We start from the raw sequence: 18835 nt of genomic DNA on the forward strand, positions 1-18835 counted from the left end.
TAGGCTTTGATTTATCCATCACAAATATATAACAGCCACTATAAAGTGATAAGGTATAACAATGAGAAGGCTACCTATTTTCTTTGTGTTAGATTGCTCAGAATCGATGATAGGTGAAAACCTAAAAAAGATGAATGACGGTCTTACGACTATTATTAGCGATCTCAGGCGAGATCCTCACGCTCTTGAAACTGCTTGGGTTTCTGTCATTGCCTTTGCTGGCGTAGCGAAAACCATTGTTCCACTCACTGAAGTTGTCTCTTTTTATCCCCCTCAGCTTCCTCTTGGTGGTGGCACATCACTAGGCAGTGCGTTACGAGAACTCACTCACCAAATCGATACTCAAGTTAAAAAAACCACGATTGAGCAAAAAGGTGATTGGAAACCTGTTGTTTATCTTCTTACTGACGGTAGACCAACTGATGATTACGCACAAGAGATAAAACGCTGGAAAGCTCACTACGCCAACAAAGTTAACTTAATTGCGATTGGATTAGGCTTAAGTGCTGACTTACACGCGCTATCACAATTAACTGAAAATGTGCTGTTATTTACTGAAGCACAAGAAGGCGATTTCACCCGTTTTATAAAATGGATAACAATGTCTGTGGTTTCTCATAGTCGCAGTGTTGGCGAGGAAACACCTCCACTTTTAAGCAAAACCGAGCAAATTGTTCGCCTTGCCAAAGATGATGTAGCTCGTACCTATGATGAATCTTGTGTCACATTTGTCGGCCGTTGTAGCCACACTCGATCGCCTTATTTAATGAAATATGAACGCCCACCCATGAAAGCCTCTGGACTTGATTTTAATCTAAACCTCAATGGATTTAATTTAACGGGCTGCTACACCTTAAATGAAGATTACTTTGCATGGAGCGATCTCAGCGCTACGGCATATCAAGTAAATACCAGTGAGCTTCATGGCACTCCTGGTTGCCCTTATTGTGGTAATGCCACTGCTTTTGCCGTTTGCCAATGTGGTAAATTACTCTGTGTAAATGGCCCTGAAACCGTTATTTGCCCATGGTGTGATAACAGCATCACCTTTGGAAATAACAGCAATCAATCTGACTTTGATGTCACTCGAGGTAAAGGCTAATGGATAAAAAAGCCCTACTCACAAAACTGATTATTGATGATACGCTAACTTCGCAACGCATTGCGGTACATGAAGAGCTGATTATTGCGTTATATGAAGATACAGAAATCGCTCAACATATTGATTTTATTATTGATAAAATTAAAGCAAAAACAGCAGAAAAAATAACACCACAAGACAACGTACAACCTATTCTTCTGTTATTGCCACCAGCGCGCAATTTAGCCTCTGACGAAACATCATTACCAAAAGAAAGCCCATTAAAACCAGGGCAAATTCCTACACACTCATCACCAATGCCAATAGAGAAACCGACTATTCACCGCCCTACGGCCAAAATCACCCTTTCTAATGCCAAAGTCGGTAGCGAATTTAATTCTTCTATTAATATTGAATTAGATACGCTTGATACTGCACAAATTGAGTCTGTGAATTTTCCGGAAGCTCTCGGCATAACCTTTGATGCCGAAAGTTGTTGTTTAGTCGGCACACCAACAAAAAGTGGCAATTTCACATTGGTTGTCCATTGGTCTGTTAATGCCATTTGCTATCACAATGACGTCTTATTAATCATTAATCCTGATCCTCGTAGCTTATGGCAAATTAACGAACCTCCCGCAAATAGCCCTTATCCTAAAGCACATATTGATAGCAAACTTATTCTTAAAGACGGTATTCGTATTGCAGGAGCAAGTCGTCGTGGTCGCTCTCACGAACATGCAGGTACATTTCGTGATGACGATTTTTATATTCATCACGATAGCCAAAGCCAATGGAATATTTTAATTGTCGCTGACGGTGCAGGTAGTGCTCGCTACTCTCGTGAAGGTTCACGCATTGTCACCAAAGTGGTCAGTGAATACCTTCAAGAACAATTGAATATTGAAAAAAATCCAGCATTAGCCCCTTATCTCAACACCATTCACCAATGGGATGATGAGAATGAGAAAAGGCAGGTAGGCAACTTTTTTTCTAAGCTATTTCACAATGCGTCACAGCTTGCGATTAATCACCTAAAAAATGAAGCCATTCGCATTAATGAACCCGTAAAATCATTTTCAACTACACTGTTGGCAACAGTGACTTTACGCATCAATAATGAGCTATTTGCAGCAGCCTTTTGGATGGGTGATGGTGCAATTGCCGCTTATGGACCCGCTGGAAAAGTCCGCGTTTTAGGTATTCCTGATAGTGGTGAATATGCAGGACAAACCCGTTTTCTTGATGATAATGCGCTTAATGATATCGAATTTAATCGACGCATTATTATTGGTAAATGGAGCGAAATTTCACACCTGATATTAATGACAGATGGTGTGTCTGATCCGAAGTTTGAAACAGATAACGGCTTACAAGATCCCAATAAATGGGCAGCGCTTATTGATGAAATATCGCCTTGTTTAGCCTCACCAGAAACCGCTGATCAAACACTGGCCGAATGGCTAAATTTCTTTTCAGCAGGCAATCACGATGACCGCACTCTGGTTGTGGCGTGGTGATCATCAAAGAAAAAATAGGTGAGTTTCATGGCAGATATCATTACCTGTACAACACAAAGTGGAAAAACAGTTCAGTACGTCAATGAAATTATTGGCTCTGGCTCAATGAAAGATGTCTATTTTTCCCCTGACAGAACCTATGTTGTTGCCTTTTATAAGACAAAACAAAACGCACAAGCCAAAGATAGAATCGATATGATAACAGGCTCTTATCGTCATAATATCTTTGAGCAAAGTGGCGGTGAATACTGGAAAAACCTTTTCTGCTGGCCAACTGATGTTGTTGAACATCAAGGTAAAATCGGTATTGTGGTGCCGACGTATCAATCCCACTTTTTCTTTAAATATGGCTCTAAAAACAACGACTTTCTAGCGATAAAAGGCCGCGAAAAAGAAGGTAAATGGTTTGCAAGTGCCAACAACCAAAATAAATTTCTCGATCCTCGAGAAAGAGGCAATTTATTAAATTACCTGAAAGTCTGCTTATTGCTCTCTCGTGCCGTTCGCCGAATGCATGCAGCAGGCTTATGCCATAGTGATTTAAGCTATAAAAACGTCCTTATCGATCCTGAACAAGGTCATGCTTGTGTCATTGATATTGACGGTTTAGTGGTGCCCGGCAAATACCCGCCTGATGTTGTTGGAACACCTGATTTTATTGCACCTGAAGTGGTAAAAACCAGCCATTTACCGAAAGAAGATCCTAACCGTATCTTGCCAAGCATTACGACCGATAGGCACGCTCTTGCAGTATTAATCTATATGTATCTGTTTTATCGTCATCCATTACGTGGCGGTAAAATTCACGATCTTGACGATGAAATGCGAGATGAGACACTCTCTATGGGTGAAAAAGCGCTGTTTATTGAACACCCAACAGATCATAGCAATGCGGTAAAATTGAATCAGGTAAAACCGTCATCTCTACCTTGGGCTGATCCTAAAAAAATCCCATACACGATTATGGGGCCTTACCTAACACCTCTTTTTGAAAGAGCCTTTATTACAGGATTACACGATCCTTCACAACGGCCTACTGCAGATGAATGGGAAACCGCTTTAGTCAAAACGGTAGATTTAGTTCAGCCTTGTCAGAATAAAAATTGTGAACAGCAATGGTATGTTTTTTCAGGAAAAACACAGCCCGTTTGTCCTTATTGTCATACGCCATATAAAGGGCAATTACCGATTTTAAATCTTTATTCTTCACGTAAAGCGGGTAGCTTTAGACCCGACGATCACCGCTTAATGGTTTGGAGTAATCAATCACTGTTTCCTTGGCATGTTAATCGCCTTATTGCTCCTAATGAACGCACCACAGATGAACAGAAAAAGCGCGTAGGCTATTTTGTTTATCACAACTCAACATGGTGGCTTGTTAATGAGCGTATTGATGGATTAATGGTATTACCAGAGAAAAAGCAGATAGCGATTGGCGATAAAATTGCACTAACAGATGGGTTGCAATTTGTGTTATCGACAGAAGAAGGCGGGCGACTTGTTGTGGTGCAATTAGTATCAAATTAATAAAGTAAGAGAATAATCTGTTTAATTTATCGCGGATTATTCTCTTTTTTCATGGTATTAAATTTAATCTTGAGCTCAAAGCTTAAATTTCATAACCAAATTTAAATCTTTTGCTGGTTTTCCTGTTTCATAGCGCCATTGTTCCATAGCGTGAATAAGTGACAAACCAAAAACATCCACTAAAGGTGAATCTAACATCCTAATATTTTGTACATGCCCATTTTCATCAACATCAAATTTCGCCTTTAGTTCACCTTCAATACCTTGAAAATAAGCTTTTACAGGATAATTAGGTAATGGACGTGATAAATTCTTAGGGTGATTTTTAACCGTAAGATTTGGCTCTTTTATTTCACTTTGAGTCATTTTCTCTGGTTCATCAGCTAATTTTGGTTTCAGTAACAAATGAGATTGTTCATCTGACTGCATTGGTTGAGTCGCACATCCATTTAATAAAATAGTGCTGCAAAGTAAACTTAAAATAGCTAATTTTATTTTCATTTTTCGTTTCTAAAATAAGATTAAATATAAAAACACAATAACACATCTCATAATCATTTCTATTCTCAGATCTATATTTAGTTAAGAAAAACTGCGCAATTAATCCTATTTTAGCCATTTTATTTAAATCCAAGTCAGATCACATATTTATCTCTCACCCTTTCCATTTAACGCTAACGTTCAATATTGGATATCAAGATCTCAGTTTATTCAGCCCCATTATTTACAATACCCCACAGTGATAATTGGAGGCATGAATGAAAACTAAAAATAAAATCAATGTGCTAGAGCTTATTTCGCCAGAGATGAAACAAGTTATGCAATTTTATGCAGATAATCCGCAACCTGCACCAGAAAATGATGGCTATCCATCGATGCGGCTTGCTTATAATCAAGATAGGCGTTATTGGAATGCAGATGCGCCAGAGATGTTTAGCATACAAGATATTTCGGTTAGTACTTCTTATGGAAATGTATTAACGCGTCTTTATAAACCCAAAGAAAAAACATCCGCAACACTCTATTATCTGCATGGCGGTGGTTTTATTTTAGGGAATTTAGATACTCACGATCGCATTATGCGGCTGCTTGCCAGCTATACTGGTTGTACTGTTATTGGTATTGATTATTCACTATCACCAGAAGCGTGCTACCCTCAAGCCATTGATGAATCAGCACAGGTTTGTCAGTATTATCATCAAAATGCAAAACACTATGATATTAATACGCAACATATTGGTTTTGCTGGTGATTCTGCGGGAGCCATGTTATCACTTGCCACCGTATTATGGTTACGTGACAAACACATTCACTGTGGCAAAGTGAGTGCAGCTTTACTTTGGTATGGATTATATGGCTTACGTGATTCCACCAGCCGCCGACTTTATGGGGGGGAATGGGATGGATTGCGCCAGCAAGATCTAGAAGAATATGATAATGCATATCTAACCGCACTTGGCAGTCGTGATGCACCTTATTATTGCTTATTTAATAACGATTTAACGCAAGATATTCCACCTTGCTTTATCGCCAGCGCACAATACGACCCACTTATTGATGATAGTCTGACGCTATTTAAAACCCTGGAAGCGCATCAATTACCTTGTGAATATAAAATGTATTCCGGCACATTACATGCCTTTTTACACTACTCACGTATGATGAAAGTGGCAGATGACGCCATTCGAGATGGCGCTCACTATTTTGTAAAACAGCTGATCTTGTAAACCGTTATCTTTATAAAATGTCAGCCTATTAAAACTCAAGATTTCGAATAAACCGATAATCCGCAGACGCCTCTTTCAGTCGATACAGACTTGCAGGGCGTCCTCTTTCTGCCCGTTTTTCTCCTGTATCTATCAATAAATCTGCTTGTTCGATGCGTCGTCTAAAGGATTTTTTCTGGATCTCTTTCCCAATCAGAATTTCATGAACATGCTGTAACTCAGGCAAGGTAAACACTTCGGGTAATGCAAATCCGGGAACAATTGAATAGAGTGATTTTTGCTTTAAACGCTCTCTGGCTTGTGTAATTAACTCTTGATGATCAAACGCTAAGCTTTGTTGTGTAACCTCATCAATCGGCAACCACATTACTGAATCCACAGTATCGATATGCGCTTCACAGGCTTGATGTGCAATCAACGCGGTATAACAAACCGTCACCGACCAACCTCTTGCATCACGCTGACTATTTCCCACTGAACAGAGTTGCTCAATATAAGGGGGGATCACGCCCGTTTTCTCTTTTAATTTTCTTAGCACTGTATCTTCAAGACATTTGTCCTGCACCTCATCGACAAATCCACCGGGTAAACCCCATTTTCCTTTTTCAGGATGCTCCCCTCTTTTCACCAACAACACTTTTAACTGCTCTTCATGATAAGTAAACAGCACGGCATCAACAGTGATAAGTGGGGATAGGAAATCACGGCGGTTATAACTGGCTAAAAAATCTTGTTCATTCATGGCGAAAGCTTTATTAGAAAACGATAAAGCTATTTTAAGGTTAAACAGCAAAAAATCAAATTTTGTCATAAAGACACTAAATCAGTTGACAGCAATAGTGTCCATAAGACACAATGCAATTATTGTCACAAAGACACTTAATAAGGAAATACTATGTTTAACTTAAATTATTTTAAAGCTGACTCATCAACATTCATCATTAAATCCGTGAATGGCAAAATCCGCCAACAAGGTAAAGGCTTAAGTTTTTGGTATAATTCAGCTACAACCTCCATTGCAGCATTACCTTTAAATGCACAAGAAGCACCATTTATTTTTAACTTCCAAACCGCAGACTTTCAGGGTTTACGCATTCAAGGGCAAATCTCATTTCAGGTTAAATCTCCAGAAAAAGCTGCAGAAGTACTCAACTTTAACTTGAGCAAAAACGGCAAATCGTATGCCTCTGAAGATCCACTCAAACTCAGTGATCGCGTTGTACGTATTGCACAAACCTTAATTCAAGCAAAGATCCAAAGTACCCCACTTAGAGAAGCGTTATTACTCAGCCAATCATTAGTCACTTTGGTGATGGAACAATTAGTTGAACATCCATCATTAGAAGCATTAGGTATTGCGATTTTGGATGTCTCCATTGCGGCGATCACACCATCACCAGAAACCTTAAAAGCACTAGAAGCTGAAGCGAGAGAATCCTTACTGAAAGAAGCCGATGATGCAATTTATGCGCGTCGTAAATTCTCCGTTGAACAAGAGCGCACCATTAAAGAAGCAGAATTAGAAACTGACTTATCGGTTCAACGTAAACGACAAGAAATTGAAGAAGCACGTTTAGAAAACGAACGTACATTATTACGCGAACAAGCTGAGATTGAAAAAGAACGCCTTGAAGCCAAAGTTAATGCAGAAGCAAAACGCAAAGAGCTGGTCGCGTTAAGTGCTGAAAATCAGCGAACACAATCAGAAGCTGATGCCTACGCCATTGAAGCCACCATGCGTGCTTACCGTGAATTGCCAGTTGAAAACTTAAAAGCCATGGCGCTAGCAAAAATGGACTCACAACAGTTAATGGCAATGGCATTTGAAACTTTAGCGCTTAATTCAGGGAAAATCGGCGAATTGAATATTACTCCTGATTTATTTAGCCAATTTATGAAAAAAGGCGGTAAATAATGCAACGTAACAACGATTTTCGCTTCGTGTTAGTAATGAGAAAAAGCCGTTTACAGGAATTGATCGAGCGCTTCAATACTTGGTCACAAGCCAAATTTTATTTAGAACACAATAATGTTGAGGTAAAGGATTACCTCAACGAACACAATCTATACCAAAAACAATTAACAGAAGCTGAGTTGATTTTAAAGTCACTAGGACGATTTCAGCTATTAGAACGAAATTTATTACCTAGCTATCAATTCTCACCCCACGATATTGTGGTGGTGATTGGTCAAGACGGGCTTGTGGCTAATACACTGAAATATCTCAACGGGCAGCCTATCATTGCAATAAATCCTGATCCATCAAGATGGGATGGTAAATTATTACCCTTTGAAATAGGACAATTAAAAGAGACTGTCATTAATACTATTAATCAAAAAATGCCATTTAAAACGGTCACTTTCGCGCAAGCGACAACCAATGATGGTCAATCACTATTAGCCGTTAATGATTTATTTATTGGCCCTAAAAGTCACACCTCCGCACGGTATATTTTACAATGGAGTGGTGCTCAAGAAGCACAATCCTCATCAGGTATCATTGTGTCTACGGGATTGGGATCAACGGGGTGGTTTCAATCCATTCTTGCAGGTGCAATGGCAATAACAGGAGAAGCTTCGCATCCTCTGTTACAAGGTTTTGATTGGGGTGTTCGAAAGCTACAATTTAGTGTCAGAGAGCCGTTTCCTAGCAGAACAACTGGTGTTGCACTGACTTTTGGCACTATTGAGCCTGACTCACCGTTACAATTAGAGTCTTTGATGCCAGAAAATGGGGTTATTTTTTCTGATGGCATCGAAGATGACTATTTACAGTTTAATGCAGGCTGCATAGCGCATATTGGTATCGCAGATATACAAGGGCAATTAATTAGCCAAAAAGGGCGTCAACGAATTTAACTTTAATGAGCGCTCTTTAATACCGTTTCAAGTCCTGAAATCATCACATCAAGGACAAATAAAAACGCAGCATCACCATTATCACTATCCATAATGGCAACAGCTTGAGTTAATAATGGCGGATAGTGAACAGTATTACACTCTGTTTTTTCACGCTCTTTTTGGCTTTCTTGGTGCTCTTGCGTTTCAAGAACTGAACCTAATGTAAAATGTGCAATAGAACTCAACGCATATACGGCTTGAGATAAACTAAATCCAGCATCACATAAAAACTGTAATTGTTGTTCTGATGTCTCAAACTGGCTTTCAGATGGGCGAGTTCCTGCATGAATTTTGCCACCATCACGATACATTAATAAGGCTTGGCGAAAGCTTTTCGCGTTATTTCGCAAAAAATCCTGCCATGTTTCATTAGGTAATGGCAAAACATGATGATGATGTTTTTGCAAAATAGTTTCTGCTAATGCATCTAACAACGCACGTTTATTCTTCACATGCCAATACAATGTAGGTTGCTCTACCCCTATTTTTTGCGCTAATTTGCGCGTTGTTAGGCCTTCTATCCCCACCTCATTAAGCAAAATTAACGCATTATCAATAACTTGTTCTTTATCTAGCTTTGCCATATCTACCTCAAAATAAAATAGCCTTGACAATCTATCACTGATAGAGATATTTTACACTCACTCTATCACTGATAGATTTTTTAGGATCTCAATGAATAAATCAATTATTATTATACTGCTGATAACCGTATTAGATGCCATTGGTATTGGGCTTATCATGCCAGTACTCCCTACGCTATTAAATGAATTTGTCAGTGAAAATTCACTCGCAACTCATTACGGTGTGCTATTAGCGCTCTATGCTACCATGCAGGTTATTTTTGCACCTATTTTAGGGCGGCTGTCTGATAAATACGGTAGAAAACCTATCTTGCTATTTTCCCTTTTAGGTGCAGCACTTGATTATCTCTTAATGGCATTCTCAACGACGCTTTGGATGCTCTATATTGGGCGTATTATTGCGGGCATCACCGGTGCAACAGGTGCTGTATGTGCATCAGCGATGAGCGATGTTACTCCTGCTAAAAATCGAACTCGTTATTTTGGCTTTTTAGGCGGTGCTTTTGGGGTTGGCCTGATTATTGGCCCTATGTTAGGTGGGCTATTAGGTGAAATAACTGCTCATACGCCATTTATCTTTGCGGCTATTTCACACTCAATATTATTAATACTCTCTTTGCTCTTTTTCCGTGAAACACAAAAAAGAGAAGCGCTTGTTGCAAATAACACGCCAGAAAACCAAACCACATCAAATTCAGTCACGGGATTTATTAAGAAAAGCCTTTATTTTTGGCTGGCAGCCTATTTTATCATCCAACTTATCGGTCAAATCCCTGCCACAATTTGGGTGTTATTTACACAATACCGTTTTGATTGGAATACGACATCGGTCGGTATGTCTTTGGCAGCTCTGGGTGTCTTACATATTTTCTTTCAGGCCGTTGTTGCTGGAAAATTAGCGCAGAAATGGGGCGAAAAAACCACCATTATGATCAGTATGTCTATTGATATGATGGGCTGTTTATTATTAGCGTGGGTAAGCCAAGTTTGGGTGATATTACCCGCATTGATCTGCTTGGCCGCGGGAGGAATGGGACAACCGGCATTACAAGGCTATTTATCAAAATCTGTCGATGATAATGCTCAAGGGAAACTGCAAGGCACACTCGTCAGTTTAACCAATATCACGGGGATTATTGGCCCACTCTTATTTGCCTTTATTTATAGTTATAGCATCGCTTATTGGGATGGTTTGCTATGGTTGATGGGAGCAATATTTTATGCCATGTTGCTGATTACTGCTTATTATCACCAAAGAAAAGTCACACCTAAAACTGTTATTTCAGCCTCTTAGTACTAAAAAATTATAAAAATCATAAAAGTCCTATCCACTATTAATCGCGTTGATAGGACTTTATTTTTATCGCAATTAATAAGTCACTTTCACCCAAGGCTTACTGGCTGCGATCATAAACATCGGTGTTGAGCGATAAAGGACTTTACGTTTTTCATCATACACTCGCTCATTAATATTGGTTAAACAAGTCAGTTCTGAATAACCAAGGGTAACTAATGTATCAAGATCCCATTGAGGCCTAATTTTTTGACACATTGGCATACTTTTACGGTAATCGAGCATCGCATCGCTATAACCTGCAGGCTTTTCATTAAACAGTGCGGTATAGGCTTCAATATCTTCACTGTTTTTCTGATTTAAGGCTTCATCAAATAAATAGCGATTCCAGTTAGCATCAAAAATCAGTGTTCTTGCTCCCGGTTTTAAGACACGTAACCACTCTTTATAACCTTGTTTTGCATCTAATAACGTCCATGCCACATTACGACTAATCACCAAATCAAAGTGATCATCTGGGAAAGGTAGGCAATGGCTATCCCCTTGCATCACTTCAACATCAATGTGGTAGGCTTCAAAGTTTTTCTTCGCAACATCAACCATCGCATCTGTGCAATCTATTGCCGTCACTTTGTGTCCTGCTTTCGCCATAATAATAGAGAAAAAACCAGGGCCCGTTCCTACATCTAGTACCTTTAATTTGCCTTGTTGACCGCAATATTCATGAATAATATTCAACCACGCTTCTCGCTGAAAACCGTTTAATTCTAGTTGGATCAAATTACTGTAATTTTCAGCACCCTCTGTCCAATTTTTTAATAATTTATCTTTTGAGTCCTGCATAACAAACCTATCAGTATGTAAACTAAAATGAATAAACAAAATCATGGCGCTGCAAAGATCTTATAAAGATAGCTAAGAGCGCCGTAGAGACTATTTTTCAGATGTGTCAGGTACAGTGAGTTTTTCCCACGCAACAGGTGCGTAATTGTTCACGCCGACTTCAAAATTAGCCACTTTCTTAGGATTAATAGCAAAATTGGTGACGGGGTGATAAACCGGTGCAGTGATCGCCTCTTCGCTAATAAAAGTCATAATACCGTCATAGCCTTTTTGGCGATCTTCTTCATTTAATGTCGCTAAGGTTTTATAAATCATGGCAGAGAGATTTTCGTCATACCATGCTTTAGCTTGCTGATTATTCGCTTGGATATCGTAGATCTCAAGCATAGAGCTATGAGGCATCCATGAGTCAGAAGCGGTACGCATTAAAGCCATATCAAAATCTTTCGATTCCAATGTAGATTGGGTATAACCATTACGGTCGAGTATTTTTAAATTAACTTGAATACCCGTTTGCGCTAATTCCGCTTGAATAAATTCCGCAAGGGTTTTCCATTCAGGGAATTCATCGGTTGTCAGTAAGAAAGAAAACGATAAAGGCTTACCCTCTTTTTCAAAAATACCTTGGGCATTTTTGCTATATCCTGCTTCAATTAATAATGCCTGTGCTTTATCTTTATCCCCCGCTAAGGTGTAGTTATTTTTTGCATTAGCATAAGGTACTCCTGATTGATACATACCAGTCGCCTCTTTACCAATATGGTTAAAGAGATCTTCTGCAATACTTTTTTTATCAATAGCGTAGTTAATTGCTTGGCGAATACGCTTGTCTTGTAACTCAGGAGTCCGTTGATTAAAGGCAATAAAGTGAGAACTTAGCGTATCCGCAGTAAATGTCTCAAACTTTTTGTCTTGTTCCAATTCCTGAATATTTCCCATTGGAATTTTTCCAATCAAATCACCGCCAATAATATCGACTTCACCACTTTGCAAGGCAAAAACACGTGCCTGACCGTCAGGAACAACTTTAAAGATAATGCGATCTAACTTTGGTTTTTCGCCCCAATAGTAAGGATTTGGTACCAGTGTAAAGCTTTTATCTTTTTCATAGCTTTCTAGCATCCAAGGGCCTGTTCCGACTGGTTTCGTAAAGGTTTTACCATCCTCACCTAACGAAGCTGGGCTTAAAAAACGTACAGGTCGAGGATAGGTCATTTCCATTAAAATAGGATAAGAAGGATTTTTGTAAGTAATACGCACCGTATGTTTATCAATGGCTTCCATTGAGTCCACTAATGTGGCGGTAATTTGGCTATAACGAGGATTATTCACCCAACGCTTTAAATTAAAAATAACTGCATCGGCATCAAACGGGGTACCATCTGAAAACTTCACATTTTCACGCAGTTTAAAAGTATAGGTTTTGCCGTCTTCTGAAATATCCCAACTAGTTGCTAATGTTGGAATAATCTGACCTTCACCACCATCTTCTGTTAAACCGTCATAAATCATTTTAAAGACAAAATGAGGTCCGTTATAACTGGCAGCATCAAGCATATTCATCGCACCATCACGATAAATAGCAACAACGACTTCTTTTTTCTGCTCAACTTGAGTGGTGTTTTCTGTTGGTTTTTCATCATTACAGCCCGTTAATGCTGTTATTGAAAGAAAACCAACCAATAAAGTTCGGTGTATTAATTGTTTAAACATATTCTTTTCTCTTTCCATCTTATTGTTATTAATGCGTTATTTTATGGCATGCAACCCAGTGGTCAGATGCAATTTCTATCAAAGGAGGATTTTGTTGCTTACAGATATCTTGCCGATTTAAACAACGATGGTAATAAGGGCAACCTGTCTGTGTTTTAGGTGCATCGGTGTAGATCTGTTGCTTAAAAGGTGTGCGTTGTGAAGGATGAGTTGGCAATACTGCAGACAATAAAGTCTGGCTATAAGGATGTTGAACACAGTTATCCATTTTAGGAATAACTTCAACAATATGACCAAGATACATCACAATAATCCGATCACTCACAAAGTTAACCGCAGAAATATCATGAGAAATAAACAGATAAGTGAGTTGTAATTTCTTTTTAAGTGTATTAATTAACGTCAGTATTTGCTGTTTTAACGCAAAATCAATACTAGAGACAATTTCATCACACACCACAAATTCTGGCTCCAGCACTAATGCTCTTGCGATACCAATACGCTGTTTTTGCCCACCTGAAAGCGCATCAGAATGTCTTGATAAAAAAGAGCCATCTAATCCAACTAATTCTAATGTTTTACCGATAAGTTGCTGTCGCTCTTGGCGAGTCAGATTTTTATAATTAATAAGTGGCTCAGCAATAATTTGTTCTACGGTAAAATAAGGATTAAACGCATCTGCACTGGCTTGAAAGATCATTTGCATATTTTGGCGAATTTGACGCATTTGTTTAAAACTAAAATGCGTGATCTCTTGCTTTGAAAAGGTGATAACCCCTTTATCACTTTGTTCTAATTTCAGTAATAATTTACCAAGCGTTGTTTTTCCACATCCAGACTCTCCCACAACACCCAACGTTTCACCCCGATAAATACAAAATGAAGCATTAGCGACGGCACAGGTCGTGATCCCTTTTTTTTGATAATATTTAGCGAGATTTTTTACTTCGATTAATGGCATCTTATTCCCCCTGCTTTATTGTTGAAAATAAACGCTGGGTATATTCATGTTGAGGCTCATCAAAAAGTTGAGACACACTGCCTGAACTCACAATATCACCTTGATACATCACATAAACGTTATCAGCCATTTGTGCCACAATGCCCAGATCATGAGTGATCAGCAAAATCGCGATCCCTAATGATTTCAAACGATCAATTTCATATAAAATAGCGGCTTGCGTGGTGAGATCTAAAGAAGCCGTTGGCTCATCCGCAATAACCACTTGCGCCTCCGATAACAACCCCATCCCCACCATAATGCGCTGGCACATACCGCCACTTAACTCAAATGGATACTTGTTTAACAACTCATCTGCATGACTTAATCCAAGCCGAGATAAAATATCTTTATATCGTTGCCGCTTTTCTGTTTTCGATTTTTTTCGCCATAAAGGAGATAGTGATTCAGCAAAGTGTTTTTCTATTTTGATGGTAGGATTTAAGGCACTTCTTGGCTCTTGGAAAATCATGGCAATTTTCTGCCCACGAATATTTCGCCACTGTCTTTCACTTTTATTCGAAATAACATCACCTAATAAGGTGATTTCACCAGAGACAACTTTTCCAGGTTTATCCACTAAATTCATTAAAGAGAGTGCAGTGGCTGATTTCCCACTTCCTGATCCACCAATCAGTGCTGTTATTTTTCCAGCATAGAGCTCAAGATTAATATTGTTCACCGCCACAAATTCACTCTTTTGTTGCTGAAAAACAGTTGTTAGCCCTTTGACGGATAAAACAGGTTTAATACACATATTAAATCTCCTCCTGTTTTTTCAAATCTAAGGCTTTGGCATTGTTTTGTAAGACATCATTTAACCCTTCACCAATCATATTCAATGCCCAAACTGACAACATAATGGCGAGTGCGGGATAGATAATCATCATGGGATATTGCGTCATATATTGTCGGCTATCACTTAACATCACCCCCCAATCCGCAATGGGCGGTTGTGAGCCTAAACCGATAAATGAAAACGCCGCAACGTGGGTAATAACCGCCGCAATACGTAATGTGGCAAGAACAATAATGGATGACATAGCATTAGGAATAATGTGATGAAAGATAATACGGCGATGAGGCGAACCGACAGACACGGCGGCTTGAATAAAATCTTTCTCTTTTAAAGCAATAACAGAGCCTCGAATAATACGGGCAAAAGGCGCCCACCACAGAGCAATAAAGACCAATAAAATTGTCATTAAACTAGGGCCAGTGATCCCAATGGCTGCCAATGCTAACAAACTTGATGGAAATGTTGAGGCTATATCAACAAGACGCATGATCAAGTTATCCGTTTTACCTCCCACATAACCCGCTAAAATTCCTAATGGAATACCAATACTGAGCATCAATGCCGTAGCTAATACAGCTGTAGAAAGGCTGGTTCGAATACCATAAATTAAGCGAGAAAAGACACAACGCCCTAATTGATCGGTTCCTAGGGGATAATCAAAACTGGCACTCATTAGTTTCAATTTAACATTAGTCAGATAAGGATCATGAGGGGCTAAATAAGGCGCAAAGATCCCCAAAATAACCAAAAATAGAATGATCACAACACCTGTCATAGCTAAACGTTGTTGTAAGAATCGCTGTAGGAAATTCAGTTGCATCGCGATCACTCCATCATTATTTTTGGATCGATAAACACATACAACACATCGATCAATAAGTTAATAACAATGTAGGTCACCGCCACAACAACAATATAACCTTGAATAACCGGTAAATCTTTAAGGCGAATACTGTCTACAGCAAATTTACCAATACCATTCCATGAAAAAATGGTTTCACACGCAAATTGCCCACCTAACAACTTACCAAAGTTCACGCCAATTAACGTAATACAAGGTAAAACGGCATTTTTTAAGCCATGACGAAAAAGGGCTGCTGTTTTACCCAGCCCTCTCGCCCTTGCAGCTCGAATATAATCTGTATAGCTCACCTCAATTAAGTTATTACGTAAAATACGGGTATACATAGCAGCATAACCAGCACTGAGCGTTAAAGCGGGTAAGAGAATATTTTGCATACTGTCACCAGCAATAACAGGAGCAATATGTAGCTGGATAGCAAAGATATACAGCAATAATAATCCGAGACAAAAATCAGGTAAGGTCGCAGCCATTGTCGTTAAAAAACGAATACCATGGTCAATCGGTGTATCTTTAAAACGGACCGATACTAATGCGATAGGAACACATAAAATGATAGCAAAGAGTGTAGACACCAATGCTAATTTTAACGTTGCAGGAAACCTATCCATAATTTCTTGGCTAACAGGCAAACCTGATTGAATAGAGGTACCAAAATCACCTTGTAAGGTATGTGCTAACCAACTTAAATATTGAATATACAAAGGTCTATCTAATCCAAGCTCTGTTCTCACCGCAGCAATACTATCAGGAGTTGGAATGATCCCTTTGCTTCGTAAGGTAATTTCTGCGATATCACCTGCTGAAATATGACTTAGTATAAATGCCAATATACTGACAATAATAAGCATAGGAACAACTTGGATAAGTCGTTTAAAAATAAAGCGTTTAAAGTTCATTTTATGATTTATTATAATGATAGAGTTGGCGTTTAATAACTTAAAACCAAAGTATAGTGATTAATCTTTGACGAACTATTGATATAACACGTTATTTATTCAATTTCTTTATAAAAATAAAAAATAAAATTTTTATATTACATAACATTCAAAGATAATTATTTATATTTTAAAAGTGATTATAATCAAAATTATATTTTGAAGTTTAGAAATAACACCACTTTATTTAGATTTTATTTATGTCATTTTAAATCAATGAATTACAACAAACACCACAGAATGAAATAAGTATAAAGTAATTTTAAAATAGCATTATTAATTTTTAACATCTGTTTAAATGAAAGAAATGATAGTCATCCCAAAAGATATCAATAAAGAATGAACAATTAAATATTAACAATGCTTATCAATAAAAATAATTTATTAGAAAATAATTTTTATTATTATGAAATTTATTATTAATTAAAAGAAAAAAGTTTCCCCTAAATGGTCAATTTTATCTCTATTAAATACGATTAAATGACGAAATAAAATTGATATAAATACACTGACATTCAAAAGCAGTATTTGCTATTTCTACATTATTCGATTACTAGACCTTTTTATTTATTTTCGGCTAAACACAAAATAAAGAAAGTCGACAACAAGAAAAAGCATCATCAATTCAGTTATTGGCTTTATTAAAAAATGCTATTTTTAGTTAATAATCTATCTTCATTATAAACACTATAATTTATATAAGATTGTATATAGCGAATTTTGATTACATAGTTATCTTATGATAAATTTTTTAACTATATTTATTCAAGTAACAAAACAAATATTTTATTATTTTTTTACTTTTTATTTACATTGTTTAATCGTTAAATTGATAAAAACAAAATAATGTTGTTATTAAGTTTAGTTCTATTCAAATAAGAATTACTTGCAAAGACCATTATATATTGTTTTAGATCAATATAGGTTAGTCTTTTTTAGATGATCACTAAAAATAGTTCTAATTTTTTTATTCCTACTATGTAATTTTTCGTACAAACCACCAAAACAAGTCTAAAAAAGATGTATTTCATTTAATTATTTCTTAATAAATGAATTCAATGGTGTAAAAAAGTGTATAAGTGTAAAAAATGTTTTTTTATATAACGTTAATTAGTTATTAACATATAAAATTTTTTATTTGATTATCGAAAAAAAACTCGCGTTTAGAGTAAAAATACGCAATTTTAGTTAAAAAATGCTTATGATTTGTTTTTTTAGCATAAAACCCTATGAGATTAATCCTATCCTAATTAATATTTTTATTCGTAAAATTGACCTCACATCAAGTTTGTAAATAAACGAACAATCAAGAAAAGAATGCATATTCTGGCTTTTTATTCATTACTTCTTTTGCATATTAATTATATAGACATAAAGAAAATAGATATTCACAAACTTCAAAATACGTTCCATTAGATAAATATATTTTATTTAAAATGAGTATATTTAAATTTTATTTTAAATAAGCATTTAACTAATAAACAATCAAATAACTAAATACCTAAATAACTGAATATAGTTGAAAAGCTCTCTGTTATTTAAAAACACTATGCTGTGAAAATAATCAACAAAGGATACTTCAATATGAAAAAACTGACCTTAGCAGTTCTTGCAGTTGCTATTATGGGTGCAACTACTCTTGCTCAAGCTGATACTCGTAAAGCAAGCGCTGTTGCTTCATGGGATGCTAAAGCATACAAAGATACTAAAAGTATGTTAGTGGTTACACCATTAAAATCATTAACATTCAATTACGCTGAAGGTATTAAAGCGTTTAATACTCAAGACGGTGCTTTCGATATCACTATCCAAGGTCAACAAGGTGCAACTGATTTTAAACTGACATCAAAAATCATCTCTGACAAATTAAGCCGCGCATCTGACAATAGCGAATTAACTGTTGGTGTTAAATGGAATGGCACTGCGTTAAATGACACAACAGAAACCACAATGGTTGATGTTAAAGCAGGCACAACTGCAGGTCTTGATTTCTTAGCACAAGAGGGTGCTTACAACGGTAAAGATCGTGTAAGTGGCCAAAGCCAA

17 protein-coding genes are annotated in these 18835 nt (G+C 37.3%); 8 read left to right on the forward strand and 9 right to left on the reverse strand.

The features are described 5' to 3' along the window. Positions 1–61 precede the first annotated feature (61 nt). The 3 genes from GWI68_RS05325 to GWI68_RS05335 are packed head-to-tail and all read left to right on the forward strand — an operon-like array spanning position 62 to position 4128. On the forward strand, positions 62–1102 hold the full coding sequence (locus GWI68_RS05325; protein ID WP_166539611.1) for a TerY-C metal binding domain-containing protein: 1041 nt from the start codon (positions 62–64) through the stop codon (positions 1100–1102). Continuing rightward, positions 1102–2601, forward strand: coding sequence for a PP2C family serine/threonine-protein phosphatase (locus tag GWI68_RS05330; protein WP_166539612.1), 1500 nt, complete (start codon positions 1102–1104; stop codon positions 2599–2601). The genes GWI68_RS05325 and GWI68_RS05330 overlap by 1 nt, the downstream gene beginning before the upstream one ends. A 27-nt stretch (positions 2602–2628) precedes the next feature. Further along, positions 2629–4128 (forward strand): lipopolysaccharide kinase InaA family protein, encoded by a 1500-nt coding sequence (locus GWI68_RS05335; RefSeq protein ID WP_109409158.1) that lies wholly within the window; start codon positions 2629–2631, stop codon positions 4126–4128. A gap of 75 nt (positions 4129–4203) precedes the next feature. Here GWI68_RS05335 and GWI68_RS05340 read toward each other — a convergent pair whose 3' ends face one another. Then, on the reverse strand, positions 4204–4629 hold the full coding sequence (locus GWI68_RS05340; protein WP_166539613.1) for a TonB family protein: 426 nt from the start codon (positions 4627–4629) through the stop codon (positions 4204–4206). Between the two features lie 257 nt (positions 4630–4886). Between GWI68_RS05340 and aes the strand changes: the two genes are divergently transcribed. Further along, a complete protein-coding gene (gene aes / locus GWI68_RS05345) occupies positions 4887–5855 on the forward strand; it encodes an acetyl esterase (protein WP_109409160.1) in 969 nt (322 codons plus the stop codon). A gap of 28 nt (positions 5856–5883) precedes the next feature. Here aes and GWI68_RS05350 read toward each other — a convergent pair whose 3' ends face one another. Beyond that, the gene (locus tag GWI68_RS05350) at positions 5884–6597 is read right to left on the reverse strand and encodes an NUDIX domain-containing protein (protein WP_166539614.1); all 714 of its coding nucleotides are present in this window, start codon (positions 6595–6597) and stop codon (positions 5884–5886) included. A 153-nt stretch (positions 6598–6750) separates the two neighbouring features. On the opposite strand from GWI68_RS05350, the gene GWI68_RS05355 reads away from it, so the two are divergent. Together GWI68_RS05355 and GWI68_RS05360 are read left to right on the forward strand one after the other, a co-directional pair. Next, positions 6751–7770, forward strand: a complete 1020-nt coding sequence (locus GWI68_RS05355; RefSeq protein WP_166539615.1) for an SPFH domain-containing protein — start codon at positions 6751–6753, stop codon at positions 7768–7770. Next, on the forward strand, positions 7770–8714 hold the full coding sequence (locus tag GWI68_RS05360) for a sugar kinase (RefSeq protein WP_109409162.1): 945 nt from the start codon (positions 7770–7772) through the stop codon (positions 8712–8714). Before GWI68_RS05355 ends, GWI68_RS05360 begins: the two co-directional genes overlap by 1 nt. Before the next feature lie 2 nt (positions 8715–8716). Here the strand turns inward: GWI68_RS05360 and tetR(H) are convergent, their stop codons facing one another. Beyond that, entirely contained in the window at positions 8717–9340 is a 624-nt protein-coding gene (gene tetR(H) / locus GWI68_RS05365; protein ID WP_166539616.1) for a tetracycline resistance transcriptional repressor TetR(H), read from the reverse strand. Between the two features lie 91 nt (positions 9341–9431). On the opposite strand from tetR(H), the gene tet(H) reads away from it, so the two are divergent. Further along, the gene (gene tet(H) / locus GWI68_RS05370) at positions 9432–10634 is read left to right on the forward strand and encodes a tetracycline efflux MFS transporter Tet(H) (protein ID WP_166539617.1); all 1203 of its coding nucleotides are present in this window, start codon (positions 9432–9434) and stop codon (positions 10632–10634) included. A gap of 75 nt (positions 10635–10709) precedes the next feature. On the opposite strand, the gene GWI68_RS05375 is transcribed toward tet(H), so the two are convergent. From GWI68_RS05375 to GWI68_RS05400, 6 genes are all read right to left on the reverse strand, one after another. Continuing rightward, positions 10710–11477 (reverse strand): class I SAM-dependent methyltransferase, encoded by a 768-nt coding sequence (locus GWI68_RS05375; protein WP_166539618.1) that lies wholly within the window; start codon positions 11475–11477, stop codon positions 10710–10712. Between the two features lie 90 nt (positions 11478–11567). After that, entirely contained in the window at positions 11568–13190 is a 1623-nt protein-coding gene (locus GWI68_RS05380) for an ABC transporter substrate-binding protein (protein WP_166539619.1), read from the reverse strand. 28 nt (positions 13191–13218) lie between these two features. After that, entirely contained in the window at positions 13219–14151 is a 933-nt protein-coding gene (locus tag GWI68_RS05385) for an ABC transporter ATP-binding protein (protein ID WP_166539620.1), read from the reverse strand. A gap of 1 nt (position 14152) precedes the next feature. Beyond that, positions 14153–14947 carry an ABC transporter ATP-binding protein gene (locus GWI68_RS05390; protein ID WP_166539621.1) on the reverse strand — a complete coding sequence of 265 codons (795 nt, stop codon included), beginning with the start codon at positions 14945–14947 and terminating at the stop codon, positions 14153–14155. A 1-nt stretch (position 14948) separates the two neighbouring features. Beyond that, the gene (locus tag GWI68_RS05395) at positions 14949–15809 is read right to left on the reverse strand and encodes an ABC transporter permease (protein WP_109409169.1); all 861 of its coding nucleotides are present in this window, start codon (positions 15807–15809) and stop codon (positions 14949–14951) included. Positions 15810–15814: 5 nt separating this feature from the next. Further along, positions 15815–16750: an ABC transporter permease gene (locus tag GWI68_RS05400; protein WP_166539622.1), complete on the reverse strand. Its 936-nt coding sequence runs from the start codon at positions 16748–16750 to the stop codon at positions 15815–15817. A gap of 1623 nt (positions 16751–18373) precedes the next feature. On the opposite strand from GWI68_RS05400, the gene GWI68_RS05405 reads away from it, so the two are divergent. Beyond that, positions 18374–18835: common pilus major fimbrillin subunit EcpA (locus GWI68_RS05405; RefSeq protein WP_166539623.1), on the forward strand; the 462-nt coding region annotated here is incomplete at its 3' end.

The organism is Proteus sp. G2669 (assembly GCF_009915245.1).
Lineage (GTDB): Bacteria > Pseudomonadota > Gammaproteobacteria > Enterobacterales > Enterobacteriaceae > Proteus.

Bases quoted from the DNA above. Each gene is read 5' to 3' on its own strand.
- GWI68_RS05325 (WP_166539611.1), top strand. From the start codon at position 62: ATGAGAAGGCTACCTATTTTCTTTGTGTTAGATTGCTCAGAATCGATG.
- GWI68_RS05330 (WP_166539612.1), top strand. From the start codon at position 1,102: ATGGATAAAAAAGCCCTACTCACAAAACTGATTATTGATGATACGCTA.
- GWI68_RS05335 (WP_109409158.1), top strand. From the start codon at position 2,629: ATGGCAGATATCATTACCTGTACAACACAAAGTGGAAAAACAGTTCAG.
- GWI68_RS05340 (WP_166539613.1), bottom strand. From the start codon at position 4,629: ATGAAAATAAAATTAGCTATTTTAAGTTTACTTTGCAGCACTATTTTA.
- aes (WP_109409160.1), top strand. From the start codon at position 4,887: ATGAAAACTAAAAATAAAATCAATGTGCTAGAGCTTATTTCGCCAGAG.
- GWI68_RS05350 (WP_166539614.1), bottom strand. From the start codon at position 6,597: ATGAATGAACAAGATTTTTTAGCCAGTTATAACCGCCGTGATTTCCTA.
- GWI68_RS05355 (WP_166539615.1), top strand. From the start codon at position 6,751: ATGTTTAACTTAAATTATTTTAAAGCTGACTCATCAACATTCATCATT.
- GWI68_RS05360 (WP_109409162.1), top strand. From the start codon at position 7,770: ATGCAACGTAACAACGATTTTCGCTTCGTGTTAGTAATGAGAAAAAGC.
- GWI68_RS05375 (WP_166539618.1), bottom strand. From the start codon at position 11,477: ATGCAGGACTCAAAAGATAAATTATTAAAAAATTGGACAGAGGGTGCT.
- GWI68_RS05380 (WP_166539619.1), bottom strand. From the start codon at position 13,190: ATGTTTAAACAATTAATACACCGAACTTTATTGGTTGGTTTTCTTTCA.
- GWI68_RS05385 (WP_166539620.1), bottom strand. From the start codon at position 14,151: ATGCCATTAATCGAAGTAAAAAATCTCGCTAAATATTATCAAAAAAAA.
- GWI68_RS05390 (WP_166539621.1), bottom strand. From the start codon at position 14,947: ATGTGTATTAAACCTGTTTTATCCGTCAAAGGGCTAACAACTGTTTTT.
- GWI68_RS05395 (WP_109409169.1), bottom strand. From the start codon at position 15,809: ATGCAACTGAATTTCCTACAGCGATTCTTACAACAACGTTTAGCTATG.
- GWI68_RS05400 (WP_166539622.1), bottom strand. From the start codon at position 16,750: ATGAACTTTAAACGCTTTATTTTTAAACGACTTATCCAAGTTGTTCCT.